Below are 18,380 nucleotides of genomic sequence, written 5' to 3' on the forward strand. Positions count from 1 at the left end.
CGGGGGCAGCACCCTGCCCCACATCCGACTTTCCTCAAGAGCCTCAGGCGAAGGACGGCCGGTGCCCCTCGCCCCAGACGACGACCGAGTTGCGACCATTGACCTTCGCGCTGTGAAGGGCCGCATCAGCCCGCTTCAACAGCTCGTCGGCGGTCACCTGCATGGCGCCATGCGCCACACCGACGCTGACCGTGACCGGAACAAGATCATCCCCGAGGAAGAACATGTGCTGTTCGACGCTGTCGTGGATGATGTGCCCCAGCCTTTCTGCTTCCTCGACCTTGCAGAACGGAACGTAAGCCGCAAATTCCGCACCGGCGAGGCGCCCGAGAAGGGCATGTTCGGGCAGTTCCCGCAGGATGAGATCGGCACAGGTCTTGAGCACATCGTCGCCGCCCGAATGTCCGTAGCGGTCGTTGATCCGTTTGACATGGTCGACATCGACATAGAGGAAGGCGCCCTCGCCGCGGACCTTGGTCGAAAGCGTCTGCAGCATGTCGAGGAAGGTGAAGCGGTTGGCAAGGCCGGTGAGCGCATCCGTGGCACTCGCCCACTGGGTCTCGACCAGCAGACGATCGCGCGGCAAAAGCACAAAGGTGAGCGGTCCGACGATGGACTGCAGGAAGACAGCCAAGGCAGCAGCACTGGCCCAAAACGGCAGGCCCGCCGAGACAATTTGCTGAGGCAAGGGCGCGATGAAGGTGGCAAGCCCGGCCAAAAACAGAAGACCTGCCTGCAGCGAGAACCAGATGCGGGCAGCCCGCCGATTGGCCAGTTGCTCCTCACGCTCCGAGATCCAGTGCTCCCCGGCAATCAGCCCCGAATAGAGCGCACCAAGCATGGACAGGAACAGAATACGCGCATTGGCATCCTGCTCGAAGACAGGAGCGGATGCCGTGAGAACGAAGAAGAGAGCCGGACCGGCGATTGCCAGGCGCAGATCGAATTTGCGGTGATCAAAGACCCTGAGCCCCTGCCAGGCGAGCGCGCCAGCGAGCAGCAGGTAGCTTTGCGCGAAGGACGTACCAATGAGATAGCTCTCGCTGAGCAACCCCAGGAGCGCACCCAGCGAGCCTGCAGCGGCACCGAGCGCCCAAAGGACGAACTCAATGCGGCCTCGATCTTCCCGCCAGTGGCGAAGAAAGACTGCCGAAAAAACGGCAAGAACGACAAAGCTGCCCAGAAGGAGCGTATGAATATCGATGGAAAACATCGCAAAAGCCTGAAATTCGAGCGGATTCGTTAACTACTGCGTCACGCTAGGGCTGACTTGTTAACTCCGTCATAAAACAGGAATTAGATTTTTAACCAATTCGGCTGCGATCGCCGGATCAAGGCGAATTGTTCACAGGGAAATAACGAGCCCATCCCGACCGACCACAAGGGAACCGCCGAAGATGGGGATAACCGCCGCACGCCAGTGCGCTTCGGTAAAGGCCGGATCGTCTGCGGGGATCAAATGGTTGAGCACCAGCATGCCAACACCTGCCTCTGCAGCGATCTGCGCAGCATCCGCGGCAAAGCTGTGGGAGGCGACCAGATGCTCACGCAGACGGCTGCCGTTTCCGGTTCGCCTGACTATGCTGTCCAGTCCTTCCGGCAGCATGGCCTCGTGCACCAGAAGATCGGCCCCGCGGGAGAAATCGGCCAGCGGCGGAAACGGTGCGGTGTCGGCGGAAAAGACGATGGTCTTGCCCGATCCGACGAACTTCAAGGCGAAACAGTCGGTCACGGGCGGATGATCGACGCGCAGTGCGGTGACCGTGAGGTCCTGGTCGGTCAGCAGCTCGCCCGGGCCGTATTCGACGATCTCCACCAGACCGGCGAGATCCGGCCGTCCCTCGTCGGCGATACGCGTCTCGATGTCATAGGCGAGCGACGAAAGGAAGCCGGCCCAAACTGCCCGCGTACCGGCGGGACCATAGACGGTGACCTTGTGGTTGAGCCCCGTCGTCCAGGCCGTATGGATCAGAGGGCAAAGCTCGAGCACATGGTCAGAATGCAGATGGGTGATGAAAACAAGATCCAGCTCTTTGAGCGACATGCCGGCTTCGACCAGGCCACGCGACACGCCGAGCCCGCAATCGATCACGATGCGGCGTCCCGAGAGTGTCAGCAGCATCGATGTCGGATTGGGACCGCCGGGGCGGATGGCCGGGCCGCCCTTGGTGCCGAGAAGCGTCAGCGTGTTCATCATCGAAGGCTCCCATGGAAAAAAGGCCCGACATCGCGAGATATCGGGCCTCGATCAGATGACGGGTCTCAAGGGACCGATCAGAACTGGCCGGCCCAGGGACCGTGATGGATGTCCTTGCCGTCGAGACGGTCGAAGCCATGGGCGCCGAAGAAGTCGCGCTGGGCCTGGATGAGGTTTGCCGTACCGCGACCGCGACGATAGGTGTCGAAGTAGGAGAGCGCGGACGACAGCGCCGGGACAGGAAGGCCGGACAGCGCGGCATGGGCGACGACGCGGCGCAGCGCACCATCGGTTTCCTTCACCATGGCGGCAAAGGCCGGGGTGACGACGAGGTTCGGCACGTTCGGGTCCTTGGTGAAGGCCGAGGTGATTTCGTCGAGGAACTGCGAGCGGATGATGCAGCCGGCACGCCAGATCTTGGCAATCGTCGGCATGGGCAGCGACCAGTTGAATTCGGCCGATGCCGCAGACATCACGGCGAAGCCTTGGGCGTAAGCGGCAATCTTGGCGGCGAGCAGCGCGTTTTCGAGATCGGCGATGAAGGCGACCTGATCAGCAGGTGCCTCGGCAAGGGCCGGCAGGCCGAAAAGCTTTTCGGCGGCAAGACGCTCGTCGCGTAGCGAAGACAGGACACGACCGGCAACAGCAGCCTCGATGCCGGAGGCAGCGACCGCGAGGTTCTGCGCCTCAATGGCCGACCACTTGCCGGTGCCCTTCTGGCCAGCGGAATCGACGATGACGTCGACCATCGGCTTGCCGGTTTCCGGATCGGTTGCCTTCAGCACCTTCTCGGTGATCTCGATCAGGTAGGAATTGAGGCGACCCTTGTTCCACTGACCGAAGATCTCACCGATTTCGGCAGCCGACATCTTCAGGCCATCGCGCAGGATACCGTAGATTTCGGCGATCATCTGCATGTCGGCGTATTCGATGCCATTGTGGATCGTCTTGACGAAGTGGCCTGCGCCATCGGTGCCGAGCCAGGCAACGCAGGGGTCGCCGTTGAATTTCGCGGCGATCGAAGTGAGAACCGGCTCGACGCGCTTCCAGCTCTCTTCCGTGCCGCCGACCATGATCGAGGGGCCGTGGCGGGCACCTTCTTCACCACCCGACACGCCCATGCCGATAAAGGTGACGTCGGTTCCGGCGAGCCGCTCGAAGCGGGCGACGGTGTCGCGGAAGTTGGCATTGCCGGCATCGATCATGATGTCGTTCTTGGCAAGATGCGGCAGAAGCGCGGCCATCTGCTGGTCGACGGCCTCGCCGGCCTTGATCATGATGATGATCGGACGCGGCGGGCGAATGGCAGCAACGAATTCTTCGATCGTGTGGCAACCGATGATGCGGTCGGCGAGATCGCCGGCTTCGCCGAGGAATTCATCCGTGCGCGCGGGCGTCCGGTTGAAGACTGCGATGCGATTGCCTTTCTCGGCAATGTTGAGCGCCAGATTGGAGCCCATGACTCCGAGACCGATCAGTCCGATTTCCGCTTGCTGCACGATGAAGCCTCCGCATGCAATTTCAGGGATGCGGCTTTCTCGCATTCGCGAAGGCATGCGGCAAGAGTGAAATTTGACCGTCCGGTAAACGCTGTATCAAGCATCCGGCTTGTCATCGGACTCCGAGATCACCCGCCAGGCAGCCCCGTCGAGATCCTCGTACTGGCCGCTCTTCAGCGACCAGAGAAAGGCGGAGAGACCGAGACCGCCCAGGAAGAGCGCGATCGGAATGAGGAAGATCAGCATGTTCATGCGGCAATCCTCCGAGCCTCGGCATGGGCCGCCGGGAGACCTGCAGCTGGAGCCTCGCCGAGCACGCGTTCGTCGAGCGACAGACGGTTGAGCCGGAGCGCATTGGCAACGACGATGATCGACGAGGTCGACATGGCAACGGCGGCGATCAGCGGTGTGGCGTAACCGAGAAGCGCGATCGGAACGGCAGTGACGTTGTAGCCGATGGCGAACGCGAAATTCTCGCGGATCAGACGGCCGGCGCGGCGCGAGGCTTCGATGGCAAAGGGTACGGCCTCAAGGCCATCGCGCATGAAGACGAAATCGGCGGCCTGACGTCCGACATCGGCAGCCGTTGCCGGCGCCATCGACACATGGGCGGCCGAAAGCGCCGGTGCGTCATTGATGCCGTCACCGACCATGAGCACGCGACGTCCTCGCGCAGAGGCATCGGCGCAAGCCTCGGCCTTGTCGCGGGGGGTGAGGCCGGCGCGCCAGTTGTCGATGCCGAGATCGGCAGCGAGCTTGGCCACGACCGGCGCGCGGTCGCCCGAGAGGATGCCGAGATCGAGGCCAGACTGACGCAGGCTGTCGATGGATGTCCGGGCCCGTGGCCGGAGCGTGTCCTCGAACAGGAAGGTGGCACGCTCGACGCCATCAAGTGAGAGAACGACTTCGGAATAGGGCTTTTCATCCGCAGCGCCAGCCTCAGCACCACAGGCAAAGCGACGGTTGCCGAGACGCCAGACCCCTTCCGATGTTTCCGCTTCGACGCCAGCGCCGGGAATTTCCCGGACGGTCTCGAAACTGCGCGGCTGTCCGCCATAGGCCGCCCAGAGCGCCCGCGACAGCGGATGGCGGGAATGCGCGGCAAGGCCTGCGGCAATGCCGAAAGAGACGGGTTCAAGCCGGGCGGCGTCAACGAGCCGCGGGCGGCCAAGCGTCAGTGTGCCGGTCTTGTCGAAGGCGACGGCTTCGATCTCGGCCAGCCGCTCCATCGCCGAGCCGTCCTTGACCATGACGCCCGCCTTGAACAGGCGGCCGGCAGCGACGACCTGGACGACAGGCACGGCAAGCCCGAGAGCACAGGGGCAAGTGATGATGAGCACAGCGATCGCAACCATCATCGCGTGCTTCCAATCGCCATCGTAGAGCCCCCAGGCGACGAAGGAGGTGATGGCCAGGAGATGCACGGCCGGCGAATAATACTGCGCGGCGCGGTCGGCGATCCGGCGATAGCGCGCCCTGCCCCCCTCGGCGGCTTCCATCAGGTGGATGATTTCCGAAAGGAAGGAGTTCTGCGCAGTCGCCGTCGCGCGGACGGTCAGCGAGCCGGTGAGGCTCAGCGTGCCCGCCTGAACCTCCGAACCGGGGCGAACCGAGACCGGCGCGCTTTCGCCGTTGACGATCGACATGTCGAGATCGCTCTCGCCGGAGACGACGACGCCATCAACGGGAATGCGGTCGCCAGCTGATATCGCCACCTGATCGCCGACACGGATTTCATCGACCGCGCGATATTCACGCGATCCGTCGTCGGCGAGAACCATGGCGCCGCGCGGATTGAGGCGCGCGAGGCCGCTGATGGCCGAACGTGCCCGGTCGCGCATGATGTGATCCAGCGTGCGGCCGATCAGAAGGAAGAAGAGGAGCGACGCGGTCGCATCGAAATAGGCATACTCGCCGTGATGGATGGTCTCCCAGAGCGAGGCGAAATAGGAAAGCGTGATGCCGATGGCGATCGGCACATCCATATTGGTGCGGCCGTGCTTGAGCACATTCCAGGCCGACTCATAGAAAAAGCGGCCGGCATAGATGAGCGCCGGTGCGGCGATCATCGCCGAAATCCAGTGGAAGAGATCGCGTGTGGAGGCATCCGCGCCGGACCAGACGGAGACCGAGAGCAGCATGATGTTGGTGGCGGCAAAACCGGAGACCGCAACGGCGCGGATCAACTGGTTGCGCAGCGCATCGGAGGCTTCCTCAGCCGCTGTGAACAGATGCGCGGTGTAACCGGTCGAGGCGATCGCCCGTGCAAGATTGACGGGATCGGTCTCGACCCCGTCGACGCTCTCTTTCCACACCACCGAGACACGTTTCGTCGAGAGATTGACGCGGGCGCGCTCGACTTCCGGGAGCGCTCTGAGCACCCCTTCGACCGTCGTGATACAGGTGCCGCAATGCACTGCGGGCACGCTCATGTCGACCTGCCAGAGGCCCGGCCCGACGGCACGGCTGGAGAGCTTCAGCTCTTCCGCCGAGGGGAGCGAGACCCCTGCCCGCTCCATGTCGAGTGCGCCTTCGGTGCCTGCTGCACAGCAACTCATCGTCATTCTCCCGAAACGGTAACCCGCTTCGCCTCATGCATGATCATCTTGCCACCCTTGGTCGCCTTGATCTCGACGATCCAGCTTCCGGGAAGAACGGCCGCTTCAGCGAGGTATAGGCCATCACCGGCAGGTGTCAGAACCAGCTCGAAATCCTGATGCTCGCCCACCGGGCGCTTGAAATGGGCAAGCACGCTGTCGGCAACGACAGGCACATTGTTCGGCAGTGTCAGCCGGTAGCGCATGCCCTTCGTGTCAACAGAGAGGTCGCCGGCAATCCCCGTCGCCAGCATCTCCTTGATTGCGGCGGTCTTGCCGTTGAACTCCTGGCTGGCGACATAGGTGTTCTTCACCACCAGACCGCTCCAGGTGGACGTGGCGAAATAGGCCATGGTGAAATTGACCGTGATGATCGTCCCGAAGAAGGCGAGCATGATCGCCAGCATGTGCCAGCCGGTGAAAGTGAAGGCTTTGCGTGTTTCAGCGGTCATTTCTTTGCTCCCGGACCCATGAAGACTGCGTCATAGACGTCGCGCTCATCACTGCCGGTATCCTTCGCGATGAACTGGAAATCCTGGTTGTCATCGGTGACCTTGTCACCGGCGAGTGTGACGAAGACCTTCAGCGTCGTGGCCTCATCCGGCTCGACCGATACGGTGAAGGTACGGGCCGGCGGCTGGTTGATGCCGTTGATCTTCATCGTGGCCTCCGGCAGACCTTCGAGCGACACCTCGATCTCGCGCGGCGCTGCGATCATGTTGAGGATGCGCACGGTGTAGCCGTTGCGGATCGATCCGTCCGACTCCAGCACATATTGCGGATTGCGGTCGTGGAGCACATTGACCTCCAGCCGGTCGCGGCCAAGCAATGCGACAAGCATTGCGACACCCACGGCGGTCCACACGCCCATGTAGAGCAGCGTGCGCGCCCGGAAGATCACGCGCCAGTCGAAATGGCGGATCTTGTCCGAGAAGCTGCCATCGGCATTGCGCACCTTGGCGGGATCGATGCTGCAGGTCCCGTCACTGGTCGCGAGCGCCATGTTCGACTGGTATTCGTCGAGCGTCGCATAGGCGATCAGCCCGCGCGGCTTGCCGATCTTGTCCATGACGCCATCGCAGGCATCGATGCAGAGCGCGCAGGTGATGCATTCGAGCTGCTGGCCGTCACGGATGTCGATGCCCATCGGACAGACGGCAACGCAGGCATTGCAGTCGACGCAGTCACCGACTGCTTCACCGGCCGCGATTGCCTTCTTGGCGTGCCGCGTGCGCGGTTCGCCACGCCAGTCGTTATAGGTGACGACAAGCGAATTCTCGTCGAGCATGGCGGCCTGGATACGCGGCCAGGGGCACATGTAGATGCAGACCTGCTCGCGCATCAGTCCGCCGAAAACGTAAGTCGTGGCCGTCAGAATGGCGACGGTCATGTAGGCGACGGGTGCGGCATTGCCGGTGAGGAAATCCATGGCGAGTGAAGGCGCATCGGCGAAATAGAAGATCCAGGCACCGCCCGTCAGCACGCCAATCAGGATCCAGGTCGCGTGTTTCGTGACCCGCTTCCAGATCTTGTCGAAGCTCCAGGGTGCCGCTTCGAGCTTGATTCGGGCATTGCGATCGCCTTCGATGAAGCGCTCGACGACCAGGAAGAGATCGACCCACACCGTCTGCGGACAGGTATAGCCGCACCAGGCGCGGCCGACGGCGGAGGTGACCAGGAAGAGGCCGAAACCGGCCATCACCAGCAGGCCGGCAACGAAGAAGAATTCCTGCGGCCAAATCTCGATGAAGAAGAAATAGAAGCGGCGATGCGCAAGATCGATGAGGACAGCCTGATCAGGCGCAAATTCCCCGCGGTCCCAGCGCAGCCAGGGCGTGAGATAGTAGATGCCGAGCGTGATCGCCATGACGATCCACTTGAAGCGACGGAAGCTGCCTTCGGCACGTTTCGGGAAGATCTTCTTGCGGGCTTCGTAGAGCGGCTTGCGGGACTTGGCCGACATCACGGCTTCGGCGTCATGTCTCTCGACCTCAGGCGCGTCCGGCGCACGGGTTTGATCGGCATGTATGTTCATGGGACGAGAACCTTCTTCTGATGCTCGCCTTGTCCCACCTCCACGGCGACCCCGCCTTGACTTAAGTCAAGCAGCGGCGAAGCGTCGCAACAGATAGGTTTTTTCGAATGTAAAATGAAAAAAGGGCCGCATCACCGGATGCGGCCCACAGTCTGGGAGGAAGAGGAGGCTTATTCGCCGCCGCCCAACTGGTGCACGTAGACGGTCAGCTGCTTGACGGTGGTGTCACCGAGGCGGGCGGCCCAGCCGGGCATTGCGCCGTGACGCGGCTGCCGGATCTGTGCGGCAATCTGCGCCTCGCCATCGACCTTCAGCCAGATGGCATCGGCGAGATTCGGCGCACCGAAATCGCGGCTGCCCTTGGCATCTTCGCCGTGGCAGGAGGCGCAGTTTTCGGCAAACACCTGCTTGCCCGGTTCGACCATGGACGCGTCGAGCGGCGTGCCGGTCAGGCTGACCACATAGGCAGCGGCCTGTTTGATTTGCTCGGCGTCGAGAATGTCGGTAAAGGCCGGCATTTCCGAGACCCGGGTATCCGGATCCTGATCGTAGCGGATGCCGTGTGCGATCGTGGTGTGGATCGCTTCGAGATCACCGCCCCAGAGCCAGTCGTCGTCGTTGAGGTTCGGATAACCGGCACCACCGGCAGCACCCGAACCATGGCAGGGCGAGCAGTTGACCTTGAAGGCGGCCGCGCCGCCGGCAACCGCAAACTGCGTGAGCTCCTTGTCGGCGACGATCTCCTCGAGCGGCAGCGTGGCGATCCGGTCGAGATAGACGGCCTGGGTCGACTTGGCCGCGGCCAGTTCCTGCGCGACCTCCGCACGGCTGGAATAGCCGAGCAAACCCTTGGTGTTGTCGGTCAGGAGCGGCCAGGCCGGATACATGATGGTGTAGCCGATGGCCCAGACGATGGTCGCGTAGAAGGTATAAACCCACCAGCGCGGCATCGGGTTGTTCAGCTCGCGGATGCCATCCCACTCATGGCCGGTGGTCTCGACGCCGCTGATCTCGTCGATGTGTTTCTTGTCTGCCATTGTTCAATCCTCCTTGAGAGGGATGCTGGCCGCGTCGTCGGCAGGCTTTTTGCCGCCCGGGCGGAATGTGAAGAGCACGACGCCAACGAAGAACAGGGTCATGGCGAGCAGAGCCCAGCTGTCGGCGAAGTGGCGCATGGCGGTATAGGTTTCCATGGCGCCCTCCTCAGCGATAACCGCTTGCGTCGTCGTAGGTGGAGAAGTCGACAAGCGTGCCGAGCATCTGCAGATAGGCGACGAGTGCGTCCATCTCGGTGAGCTTCGTCGGATCCCCGTCGAAATCACCGACCTTGGCCTTCGGATAGCGCTCCAGAAGACCTGAGGTGTCGGCATTCGGATCGGCCTGAGCGACCAGGTCGGCTTCCGCCTGCGCCATCATGTCGTCGGTATAGGGTACGCCCACGAGGCTGTTGGCCTTCAGGTCCATCGTCACGTTGGCGACCTTGAGCGGCGTCGTCTTCAGATACGAGTAGCTCGGCATGATCGATTCCGGCACGACGTCGCGCGGTTCGGTCAGATGCTGGACGTGCCATTCGTTGGAATAGCGGTCGCCGACGCGCGCAAGATCCGGACCCGTACGCTTCGATCCCCACTGGAACGGATGGTCGTACATCGACTCCGCCGCCAGCGAATAGTGACCGTAGCGCTCGACCTCGTCCTTGAACGGCCGGATCATCTGGCTGTGACAGACATAGCAGCCTTCACGGATATAGATGTTGCGGCCGGCCAGTTCGAGCGGCGAGTAGGGACGCATGCCCTCCACCTTTTCGATGGTGTTCTCGAGGTAGAAGAGCGGGGCGATCTCGACGATACCGCCGATGGTGACCACCAGAAGCGAACCGAGGAAGAGAAGGCTCGTGTTCTTCTCGAGGATTGCGTGTTTATCAAGAATGGACATGGGTGCCCTCCTCATTCAGCCGGCTGCAGGGCAGCAGGGGCGACCGATCCGGGGATCGGGGCTTCCTGGCGCTCATAGCCGAGGATGGTCATCAGGATGTTGTAGGCCATGATCACGCTGCCCAGCAGGTACATGGCACCGCCGACGGCACGCAGGACATAATAGGGGAACATGGCGGCGACCGACTCGGCGAACGAGTAGACCAGGAAGCCCTGGGCATCATATTCGCGCCACATCAGACCCTGCTGGATACCGGCAACCCAGAGCACGGCGGCATAGACCACGATACCGAGCGTGGCGAGCCAGAAGTGCCAGTTCACCAGGCGCAGCGAGTAGAGGCGGTTGCGGTTCCACAGCTTCGGCGTCAGGTAGTAGATCGCACCGAAGGAGATCATGCCGACCCAGCCGAGGGCGCCCGAGTGAACGTGACCGATGGTCCATTCGGTATAGTGGCTGAGCGAGTTGACGGCCTTGATCGACATCATCGGTCCCTCGAAGGTCGACATGCCATAGAAGGCGATCGCGATGACCATCATGCGGATGATCGGGTCGGTGCGGATCTTGTCCCAGGCGCCAGAGAGCGTCATCAGACCGTTGATCATGCCGCCCCATGAGGGCATCCAGAGCATCACCGAGAACACCATGCCAAGCGTCTGTGCCCAGTCCGGCAGAGCCGTGTAGTGCAGGTGGTGCGGGCCGGCCCAGATATACATGAAGATCAGGGCCCAGAAGTGGATGATCGACAGGCGGTAGGAATAGACCGGACGGCCGGCCTGCTTGGGCACGAAGTAGTACATCATCCCGAGGAAGCCTGCGGTCAGGAAGAAGCCCACCGCGTTGTGGCCATACCACCACTGGGTCAGCGCATCCTGGACGCCAGCAAAGGCAGAATAACTCTTGGTGCCGACGAAGGAGACCGGGATCGCGAGGTTGTTCACGATGTGCAGCATCGCGATCGTGATGATGAAGGACAGGTAGAACCAGTTCGCCACGTAGATGTGGCTTTCCTTCCGGGTCATGATCGTGCCCATGAAGGTGATCAGATAGGCGACCCAGACGACAGTGAGCCAGAGATCCACATACCATTCCGGCTCGGCATATTCGCGGCCCTGGGTAATGCCCAGAACATAGCCGGTGGCAGCCATCACGATGAAGAACTGATAGCCCCAGAAGACGAACCAGGCGAGATTGCCGCCGAACAGGCGCTGGCGCGAGGTGCGCTGCACGACATAGAACGAGGTTGCGATCAGCGCATTGCCGCCGAAGGCGAAGATGACGGCCGAGGTGTGCAGCGGACGAAGCCGTCCGAAGTTCAGCCAGGGCTCAATGTTGAGATCGGGATAGGCGAGCTGCAGAGCCACGACGACGCCGACCAGGAAGCCGACAACGCCCCAGAAGACGGTCGCGATGACGCCGTAGCGCACCACTTCGTCGAAATATTCCGACGTCGGCGCCTTGGGCTTGAGCGTGGAGGAGGATGCCGCAGACGGAGCAAACTGCATCCGGCGCAGCATGACGATCGTGCCTGCTGTGAGCACGAAGAAGGCAACCCACATATGGGCTGCAAAGAGGCTGTCCTGGGTGAAAGCCACCCCGAGCAGCGCGGCGAAGGCGAGAACCGCCATCACCAGTGTCTCTAACGTGTAGTTCATTGTTGGAATCCCCCAACGCTTGCTGATCTCATCGCGGCGGCGGTCCCCAAACTGGAGATTCCTTCCGCGTCAGATGCACCAATCGCATTGGGGGCGGCCATCCACCTTGATCCAAGTCAATGCACCGACCTCTAAAATTCGCGAGGCTTTGAGCTGCAATCGGGTTCGCGTTCATCGGAGACCAAGACCGACACGTCGCATCGACCAAGGCCCGTTGCGCGTGTCTTGGAGCACTGGGGTGCCGAGCGGCGGTCGACCCCGTTGGAGAAAACGGACATGCTGACGAACATCGAAAACAGCAAGCGCATCGCGGGGGACACGCGGACGGGCAACCGCTTGCTCGACGCCGGCAAGCGCGACCTCGCATGGCTGGACCGCGCCCATGCGGAGCAACTGGCGCTGTGCCGGGAGCTGGAAGAAATCGCCGACTCACTGCCGGCGAGCATCAACCGGCAGAAATGCATCTATGCAGCCAAGGCACTCGGCCCCCTGATCAAGGGCATTCACCACTACGAAGAGACAGTGCTGTTTCCGCAACTGCAGGCCAATCCGGACGCGACGGAGGCGCTGGGGCCGACGCTCGAGAGGCTGAAATTCGAACATTGCGAGGATGAGTGCTTCGCCGAAGAACTGACCGACGCGCTGCTCAAGCTCGGCTCGGGCGATCGGGTCAATATGGAAGCGGTCGGCTATATGCTGCGCGGCTTCTTCGAAGGCATCCGCCGCCACATCGCTTTCGAGCGCGAGCATCTGCTGCAGGGTGTGACGGACGAGGAATTGCAGACGGCAGGGGCCTAAGCGGCCCCTCCCCGATCGTCCAGCCTCAGGCTGCGACTTCGCCGAACACCGCTTCCGATTCACCCAAGGTCAGGATCGCACCGCTGATGCTGCCATCGGCCGAGCGCAGCGGAGAATAGCGGCCGCGCATGTCCCCCTCGGACATGATGGCGGGAACGCGGGCGAGGAACGAACCGGACCGCCCGGCAAACGCCGAATCGAGCGCATCCTGCAGCCAGTCGCTATTGCCATCCGCCAGACAAAGATCGAAGGCGCTGCGACCGATGATATCCATCTGCCGCACACCGAGCATCCGAGCCATGGCCGTATTGGCGAAGAGGTAGCGGTAATCGCAGGTGATGACGGCCACCCGTTCCGGAAGATTGTTGAGAATGGCCTCGTTCAGCTGCTCGTCGTCGCCCACCTGCACCGGACGCGCCGAAGATACCGCCGGCTGCGGCGCCTCCTCTGCCCGTTTCGGACCGAAATAGCGTTCGACCAGCAGCGTCAGCATGGAGGCGTGCCGCAAGACGCAGGAGCGGTCATCGGCATCTTCGCGCAGAAGCTTCGTCAGGAGACGCATCTGCAGATAGATGTCGTCGATATCCGATGCACGGTAGCTGATGAGGGCGGAGATCATCGGGTCGATCTCGCGATCGAGAACCCGCACGAGCTGGTCGTTGCCGCTGCGAATGGCCTGCTGCAGCTGAAGATTCTTCAACGAAACCGCTTCGAACATTGCGCGCAGATTCGAATCACGGAACTCGCCAAATGACATTCGCAACCTCACCCCTGAGATGTGACAAAAGAAATGAAGACGTCACAGATCTTCGGGCTGCGTAACATGAGGTTGTGTCACCTTCAATCGGCAGAACCGGCAGGATTGCGCCCAGCCCAAAAAATATCCTTGGGGCCAAATGAAATGAATGATGAGAAATCAGGCTGACGCGAGCGCGTCACAGAGCGAGCGCTGGAGCGAATCAGAGGTGCTGATAAAGCGGCGATGATAGCGGGATCAGATGGACCGCTTGATGTCCCAGCGGTCGTGATACCAGAGCCACTGCTCCGGATACTCGCGCACCCAGGCCTCGACCTTGTTGTTCAGCATCTGCGCCGTCGCATTGACGTCGATCTGACCCTTGTCGTTGCGGGGCAGGATGAACTGTGGCTCGATCTCCAGCCGGAAGCGGTTGCCCGGCAGGCGAATGCAGCGCGCCGGATAGACCTCGCACTCGAACTGGCGCGCGAGCTTGGCGAGCAGCGGATTGGTGCGGACAGGATTGTTGAAGAACTGGGTCTCCAGACCCTTCTTGAACTTCTGGTCGACCAGCACGCCGACGCCGCCGCCCTGCTCCAGCTGGCGGGCCAGCGCAAAAGACGAGCCGGCATGCGAGGGCACGAGCTTGCCCATGCGCTTGCGGCGGAAGTCGAAGACCTTCTCGGCGATATAGGGATTGTTGGGCGGCCGGAAGAGCACCGTCACATAGAGGCCGAAGGCGGCACCCGCGACCGGCAGGAGCTCGAAATTGGCGGTATGGCCGGTAAAGACGATGAAGGGACGCGGATTGTCGCGCAGGTCGAGGAACTGCTCGACACCAGACACTTCCACCCTGCCCTCGCCCGGCTTTTCCGGATCGAAGTCGAACAGACGATCGAGGAAGACATATTCGGCAGCCAGCCGGCCCATATGGCCCCAGCTTGCCAGTGCGATCTCTTCGCGCTCGGCCTCGGACTTTTCCGGGAAAGCATTGCGCAGGTTCACCTGCATCAGGCGATGGCGCTTCGTCTTCGGTCCGACCCAGCGCATCAGCCTGTCGGCGAAGTTGATCGCGGAATCAGCCGGAAAGATCTTGAGCGCCGTCAGGAACCCGAAGGCCGCCTGGGCGACGGACCACTGATAGAACTTGCGCAGCGCCAGAACGATGCGGGTGACGAGCATCCGCACGCGATCAGTCCATCTTCAGAATGATCTTGCCGAAGACCTGGCGGCCTTCCATCCGGGCGAGCGCCCGGTCGATATCGTCGAAGGTGACTTCGGTGTCGATGACCGGATGCACGATGCCGCGCGCCATCTTCTGCATGGCGTTCGCCATGTTCTCCATACGGCAGCCAAAGGAGCCGAGAAGCCTCAGCTGCTGCTGGAAGAGCATCATCAGGTTCATGTCGGTCGACACACCCGAGGTCGAACCGCAGGTGACGAGACGGCCGCCGCGCTTCAGGCAAAGCATCGAGCCTGCCCAGGTATCCTTGCCGACATGTTCGAAGACGACGTCGACGCCCTTCTTCTTGGTGAGCTTGCGCACGACACCTTCGAAGCGGTCGGTGCGGTAGTTGATGACGTGATCGGCACCGAGCGCCTTGGCCGGCTCGATCTTGTCGTCGGAACCGACGGTGGTGATGACGGTGCAGCCGATCTTCTTGGCAAGCTGGATGGCCGCCGTGCCGATGCCCGAACCACCGGCATGGACGAGAATAGTTTCGCCCGGCTCGAGCTTGGCATTGTCGAAGAGCATGTGCTCGACGGTGCCGAAGGTGACAGGAGCAAGAGCGGCACCGACTGCATCAACGCCGTGAGGTGCCGGCACGAGCAGGCGGGCCGGCAGGTTGATCTTTTCCTGGGCGAAACCGTCGAGGTGGAAGCCGTGCACGCCACCGACATGTTCGCAGAGATTGTCACGGCCTTCACGGCAGGGCTTGCAGAGACCGCAGGTGCGCGCGCCGTAGACGGCCGCCAACTGGCCCGGCAGGATGTTGCCGACGCCCGGGCCGATCGCCTCGACTACGCCCGAAGCTTCCGCACCGATGACGAGCGGCATCTTGCGCTTGGCGAATGCCATGCCGCGCCAGCCCCAGACGTCGATATGGTTCAAGGCAACGGCCTTGACGCGCAGCGTGACCTCGCCTGGACCCGGCGCATCCGGCTCCGGCAGATCGACGATTTCGAGCTTGCGGTCTTCGACGAGTTGCAATGCGCGCATGGCAGTTTCCTTCAGGGCCAGGTGGCGGATAAGGCGTCGTCACGCTCCCATCGTCATGCCCGGGCATGTCCCGAGCATCTGCCGACCTTCGTTGTTTAAGCAGGGTTCGCGGATCCCCGGCCTTAAGCCGGGGATGACGTCCCGAATTTGTTGGCGCAGGCCTTAGACCGGTTCCCGCGTCATGACAAGGCTGGCGTTCTGGCCGCCGAAGCCGAAGGAGTTCGAAAGAACCGCCGAAACGGAGGCCTCCCGCTTCGTGTTCGGCACCACGTCCAGCACGATCGACGGATCGGGATTGGTGTGGTTGATCGTCGGCGGTAGGGTGCCCGTCAGCATGGTCTGGATCGAGAACACGGCTTCGACCGCACCGGCAGCCGTCAGCGTATGGCCGATCATTGACTTGTTCGACGAGCACGGAATGGCATCCTTCAGACGGTCACCGAAGACCGACAGCATGGCACCATACTCCATCTTGTCGTTCTCGGGCGTCGAGGTGCCATGGGCATTGATATAGCCGATGGCCTCTTCCGACAGTCCGGCATCTGCAAGGGCTGCCTTGATGGTCGCAATCGCAGGGCCGCCGTCCGGCGAAGAGCGCGTGCGGTGGAAATGATCGGCCTTTTCGCCGCAGCCCTTGATGATACCGAGCACCTTGGCACCACGGGCAACCGCCGATTCCAGTGATTCCAGCACGAGGGTTGCCGCGCCCTCCGCGATCACGAAGCCGTCGCGCTCCTTGCTGAAGGGCTTCGAGGCCTTTTCCGGCGGATCGTTCTGGGTCGAGAGTGCCGACAGCAGCGAGAAGCGGATGACCGCTTCTGGGCTGATCGAGCCGTCGGTTGCGACCGTCAGCGCCCGCTCCGTGCGGCCCTGGCGGATCGCCTCGACGCCGAGCTGGATCGCCGTCGCGCCAGACGCGCAGGCCGTCGACAGGGTCACCGGCAGACCCCGGGTGCCAAACTTGTCGGAAAGGCGCTCGGAGATCGAGCCGAACTGCACGGCTTCCAGGAAGACCGGATCCGGCTTCTCGCGCATGGCTGCAAGGAAGCGGTCATAGGCGTCGCCCGGCTGGGTCGAGGCCGGGGCGCGTTCAGCGAGCGCAAAGCGGTCATGCCATTCCGGCTCGACCGGCGGGGCGGCGAGGAAGAGCGGGCCGTTGAAGTCGCCATTGATGCCGGCCTGGGCGAGCGCCTCGATGGTCGTCTCGCGCGCCAGCGCATAGGAGCGCTCGACGGCATTGTTCGCGGGAACGGCAATGAAATCGACGGTGCCGCCGATGCGGGTCGACATGCCCTCGGTGTCGAAACGCTTGATGTAATGGATGCCGGATGTGCCCGAAGTGAGCTTCGACCAGTTGTCGGAAAGCCCCTGGCCGAGAGAGGTGATGACACCCATGCCTGTCACGGCGATGATCGGGCGGCCGAGATGATCCTTGAAACGGCTATCGGTCATGGATCCTTACTCCTCACGCATTGGCCGAGAGCACGGCGAGGCCTTCGCCTCGCACATAGCCGACGGTGGAGATGATGGCATGTTTGGCCGGACCGGACTGAGCCGTTTCATGCGCCGGATCGAAGGCCGGCACTGTGGCGCCGGCGTCGATGGCAAGGGCGGCAAGCGCCAGACCCGCGGGGAACTGCGCCTCGACCGAATGACCGATCGAACCAGCGAAGCCGCGCACCGGCATACCGGCAAAACGTTCCGTAAGGAGAGCCTTTTCACGTTGCGTAAGCTCGGCAAGACCCGAGGCGCCCGAGAACACCACGGTGTCCGCAGCCGACAGTTGGTCGGCTTCCGGAACCATGCCGCTGAGGCGTGCTTCGAGCTTTCCGTCGTCACGCTGCCCGCGATCGCCTTCGACGGCGTCCAGCACGGCATAGATATGCGCGCCGCGCGCTTCGGCATGTTCGCGCGATTCCAGCACCAGAAAGGCGCCGACCGTTCCGAGGATCATGCCGCCGCCGGACGTACCGTCACGCGACCAGAGCGGCTGCCACGGGCCGGTCTGGTGGGCGCGGATGCCTTCGACGAGCAGCAGGATGTCGGGGCGTTCGGCCACGAAGGCGCCGCCGACAAGCGTATGCGTCGACTGGCCGGCCTTGATGCGGGCGAAGGCTGTGGCGATCGCCGAGATGCCGGCCGCTTCTTCGCCCATGAAGGTGCGCGAAGAACCGGTCACCTTGTGGACGATCGAGATGTTGCCGGCGAGCAGGTTCGAAAGCTGTGCCAGGAAGAGCGTCGGACGCAGTTCGGTCTTTAGCTTCTCGATCAGGAATTTTTCGCGATCATTGCGCTGCAGGGCCTCGTCGACGATCAGGCTGTCGACGGCGATGTCACGCTCGCCACCGCCGGCGGCCACGATAAGATCCATGGTGCCGCAGGCATCCGCATCGTCCTTCATGCCGGCATCGTCGAGCGCGAGACCGGCGGCGAAGACGCCGAGACGCTGCCAGTTCTCCATCTGGCGCTGGTCGCCACGCTTGGCGATCTGCTGCGACCAGTCGATGTCAGGCAGCTTGTGCACGACGTAAGGCGCGAACTTTTCGGTCTCCAGGACGGGCTCCGGAGCGGTCTTGGCGGACAGAAGCGCCAGATGGGCATCCTTGCCGGTGCCGTGGCAGGTGACGATCCCGACGCCGGTGATCACCACATCATTCGGTTGTTTGACCATAAGCAATCCTCTCGCCGGCAGGCTCACCGGCGTAAAATG

Annotated in this window: 17 protein-coding genes; 1 reads left to right on the forward strand and 16 read right to left on the reverse strand. The window is 62.5% G+C overall.

The annotated features are described in order from the left end of the window. Positions 1-43 precede the first annotated feature (43 nt). From M1E12_RS08560 to ccoN, 11 genes are all read right to left on the reverse strand, one after another. Complete coding sequence (locus M1E12_RS08560) at positions 44-1,213, reverse strand: GGDEF domain-containing protein (RefSeq protein ID WP_479564387.1); 1,170 nt, start codon at positions 1,211-1,213, stop codon at positions 44-46. Positions 1,214-1,345: 132 nt separating this feature from the next. After that, positions 1,346-2,197 (reverse strand): MBL fold metallo-hydrolase, encoded by an 852-nt coding sequence (locus tag M1E12_RS08565; RefSeq protein ID WP_479564388.1) that lies wholly within the window; start codon positions 2,195-2,197, stop codon positions 1,346-1,348. Between the two features lie 77 nt (positions 2,198-2,274). Further along, entirely contained in the window at positions 2,275-3,696 is a 1,422-nt protein-coding gene (gene gndA / locus M1E12_RS08570) for an NADP-dependent phosphogluconate dehydrogenase (RefSeq protein ID WP_136541732.1), read from the reverse strand. Positions 3,697-3,792: 96 nt separating this feature from the next. After that, positions 3,793-3,948, reverse strand: a complete 156-nt coding sequence (gene ccoS / locus M1E12_RS08575; protein WP_479564389.1) for a cbb3-type cytochrome oxidase assembly protein CcoS — start codon at positions 3,946-3,948, stop codon at positions 3,793-3,795. Then, positions 3,945-6,254, reverse strand: coding sequence for a cation-translocating P-type ATPase (locus M1E12_RS08580; protein WP_479564390.1), 2,310 nt, complete (start codon positions 6,252-6,254; stop codon positions 3,945-3,947). Before M1E12_RS08580 ends, ccoS begins: the two co-directional genes overlap by 4 nt. Positions 6,255-6,256: 2 nt before the next feature. Then, the gene (locus M1E12_RS08585) at positions 6,257-6,745 is read right to left on the reverse strand and encodes a FixH family protein (RefSeq protein ID WP_479564391.1); all 489 of its coding nucleotides are present in this window, start codon (positions 6,743-6,745) and stop codon (positions 6,257-6,259) included. After that, positions 6,742-8,328 carry a cytochrome c oxidase accessory protein CcoG gene (gene ccoG / locus M1E12_RS08590; protein WP_479564392.1) on the reverse strand — a complete coding sequence of 529 codons (1,587 nt, stop codon included), beginning with the start codon at positions 8,326-8,328 and terminating at the stop codon, positions 6,742-6,744. Before ccoG ends, M1E12_RS08585 begins: the two co-directional genes overlap by 4 nt. A gap of 170 nt (positions 8,329-8,498) precedes the next feature. Beyond that, positions 8,499-9,365: a cytochrome-c oxidase, cbb3-type subunit III gene (gene ccoP / locus M1E12_RS08595; protein ID WP_136541726.1), complete on the reverse strand. Its 867-nt coding sequence runs from the start codon at positions 9,363-9,365 to the stop codon at positions 8,499-8,501. A gap of 3 nt (positions 9,366-9,368) precedes the next feature. After that, positions 9,369-9,521, reverse strand: a complete 153-nt coding sequence (locus M1E12_RS08600; RefSeq protein ID WP_006726187.1) for a CcoQ/FixQ family Cbb3-type cytochrome c oxidase assembly chaperone — start codon at positions 9,519-9,521, stop codon at positions 9,369-9,371. Positions 9,522-9,531: 10 nt separating this feature from the next. Further along, on the reverse strand, positions 9,532-10,263 hold the full coding sequence (gene ccoO, locus M1E12_RS08605; RefSeq protein WP_113459618.1) for a cytochrome-c oxidase, cbb3-type subunit II: 732 nt from the start codon (positions 10,261-10,263) through the stop codon (positions 9,532-9,534). 11 nt (positions 10,264-10,274) lie between these two features. Continuing rightward, positions 10,275-11,915 (reverse strand): cytochrome-c oxidase, cbb3-type subunit I, encoded by a 1,641-nt coding sequence (ccoN, locus tag M1E12_RS08610; RefSeq protein ID WP_479564393.1) that lies wholly within the window; start codon positions 11,913-11,915, stop codon positions 10,275-10,277. A gap of 276 nt (positions 11,916-12,191) precedes the next feature. On the opposite strand from ccoN, the gene M1E12_RS08615 reads away from it, so the two are divergent. Then, positions 12,192-12,713, forward strand: coding sequence for a hemerythrin domain-containing protein (locus M1E12_RS08615; protein WP_136541722.1), 522 nt, complete (start codon positions 12,192-12,194; stop codon positions 12,711-12,713). A 25-nt stretch (positions 12,714-12,738) separates the two neighbouring features. On the opposite strand, the gene M1E12_RS08620 is transcribed toward M1E12_RS08615, so the two are convergent. From M1E12_RS08620 to M1E12_RS08640, 5 genes are all read right to left on the reverse strand, one after another. Next, on the reverse strand, positions 12,739-13,413 hold the full coding sequence (locus M1E12_RS08620) for a PAS domain-containing protein (protein ID WP_479564394.1): 675 nt from the start codon (positions 13,411-13,413) through the stop codon (positions 12,739-12,741). A 294-nt stretch (positions 13,414-13,707) separates the two neighbouring features. Continuing rightward, positions 13,708-14,631 (reverse strand): lipid A biosynthesis lauroyl acyltransferase, encoded by a 924-nt coding sequence (locus tag M1E12_RS08625; protein WP_479564859.1) that lies wholly within the window; start codon positions 14,629-14,631, stop codon positions 13,708-13,710. A 10-nt stretch (positions 14,632-14,641) separates the two neighbouring features. Further along, the gene (locus M1E12_RS08630) at positions 14,642-15,670 is read right to left on the reverse strand and encodes a zinc-binding dehydrogenase (protein WP_479564395.1); all 1,029 of its coding nucleotides are present in this window, start codon (positions 15,668-15,670) and stop codon (positions 14,642-14,644) included. A 162-nt stretch (positions 15,671-15,832) separates the two neighbouring features. Continuing rightward, positions 15,833-17,122, reverse strand: a complete 1,290-nt coding sequence (locus tag M1E12_RS08635) for a beta-ketoacyl-ACP synthase (protein ID WP_479564396.1) — start codon at positions 17,120-17,122, stop codon at positions 15,833-15,835. Positions 17,123-17,135: 13 nt separating this feature from the next. Then, a complete protein-coding gene (locus M1E12_RS08640; protein ID WP_479564397.1) occupies positions 17,136-18,341 on the reverse strand; it encodes a beta-ketoacyl-ACP synthase in 1,206 nt (401 codons plus the stop codon). Positions 18,342-18,380 lie beyond the last annotated feature (39 nt).

Source organism: Rhizobium sp. K33 (genome assembly GCF_056501445.1).

Coding starts and splice junctions, on each gene's coding strand:
- ccoP (WP_136541726.1), bottom strand. CDS start 9,365: ATGGCAGACAAGAAACACATCGACGAGATCAGCGGCGTCGAGACCACC.
- M1E12_RS08635 (WP_479564396.1), bottom strand. CDS start 17,122: ATGACCGATAGCCGTTTCAAGGATCATCTCGGCCGCCCGATCATCGCC.
- M1E12_RS08615 (WP_136541722.1), top strand. CDS start 12,192: ATGCTGACGAACATCGAAAACAGCAAGCGCATCGCGGGGGACACGCGG.
- M1E12_RS08600 (WP_006726187.1), bottom strand. CDS start 9,521: ATGGAAACCTATACCGCCATGCGCCACTTCGCCGACAGCTGGGCTCTG.
- ccoG (WP_479564392.1), bottom strand. CDS start 8,328: ATGAACATACATGCCGATCAAACCCGTGCGCCGGACGCGCCTGAGGTC.
- M1E12_RS08585 (WP_479564391.1), bottom strand. CDS start 6,745: ATGACCGCTGAAACACGCAAAGCCTTCACTTTCACCGGCTGGCACATG.
- M1E12_RS08580 (WP_479564390.1), bottom strand. CDS start 6,254: ATGAGTTGCTGTGCAGCAGGCACCGAAGGCGCACTCGACATGGAGCGG.
- M1E12_RS08625 (WP_479564859.1), bottom strand. CDS start 14,631: ATGCTCGTCACCCGCATCGTTCTGGCGCTGCGCAAGTTCTATCAGTGG.
- M1E12_RS08560 (WP_479564387.1), bottom strand. CDS start 1,213: ATGTTTTCCATCGATATTCATACGCTCCTTCTGGGCAGCTTTGTCGTT.
- ccoS (WP_479564389.1), bottom strand. CDS start 3,948: ATGAACATGCTGATCTTCCTCATTCCGATCGCGCTCTTCCTGGGCGGT.
- ccoO (WP_113459618.1), bottom strand. CDS start 10,263: ATGTCCATTCTTGATAAACACGCAATCCTCGAGAAGAACACGAGCCTT.
- M1E12_RS08630 (WP_479564395.1), bottom strand. CDS start 15,670: ATGCGCGCATTGCAACTCGTCGAAGACCGCAAGCTCGAAATCGTCGAT.
- M1E12_RS08565 (WP_479564388.1), bottom strand. CDS start 2,197: ATGATGAACACGCTGACGCTTCTCGGCACCAAGGGCGGCCCGGCCATC.
- M1E12_RS08640 (WP_479564397.1), bottom strand. CDS start 18,341: ATGGTCAAACAACCGAATGATGTGGTGATCACCGGCGTCGGGATCGTC.
- ccoN (WP_479564393.1), bottom strand. CDS start 11,915: ATGAACTACACGTTAGAGACACTGGTGATGGCGGTTCTCGCCTTCGCC.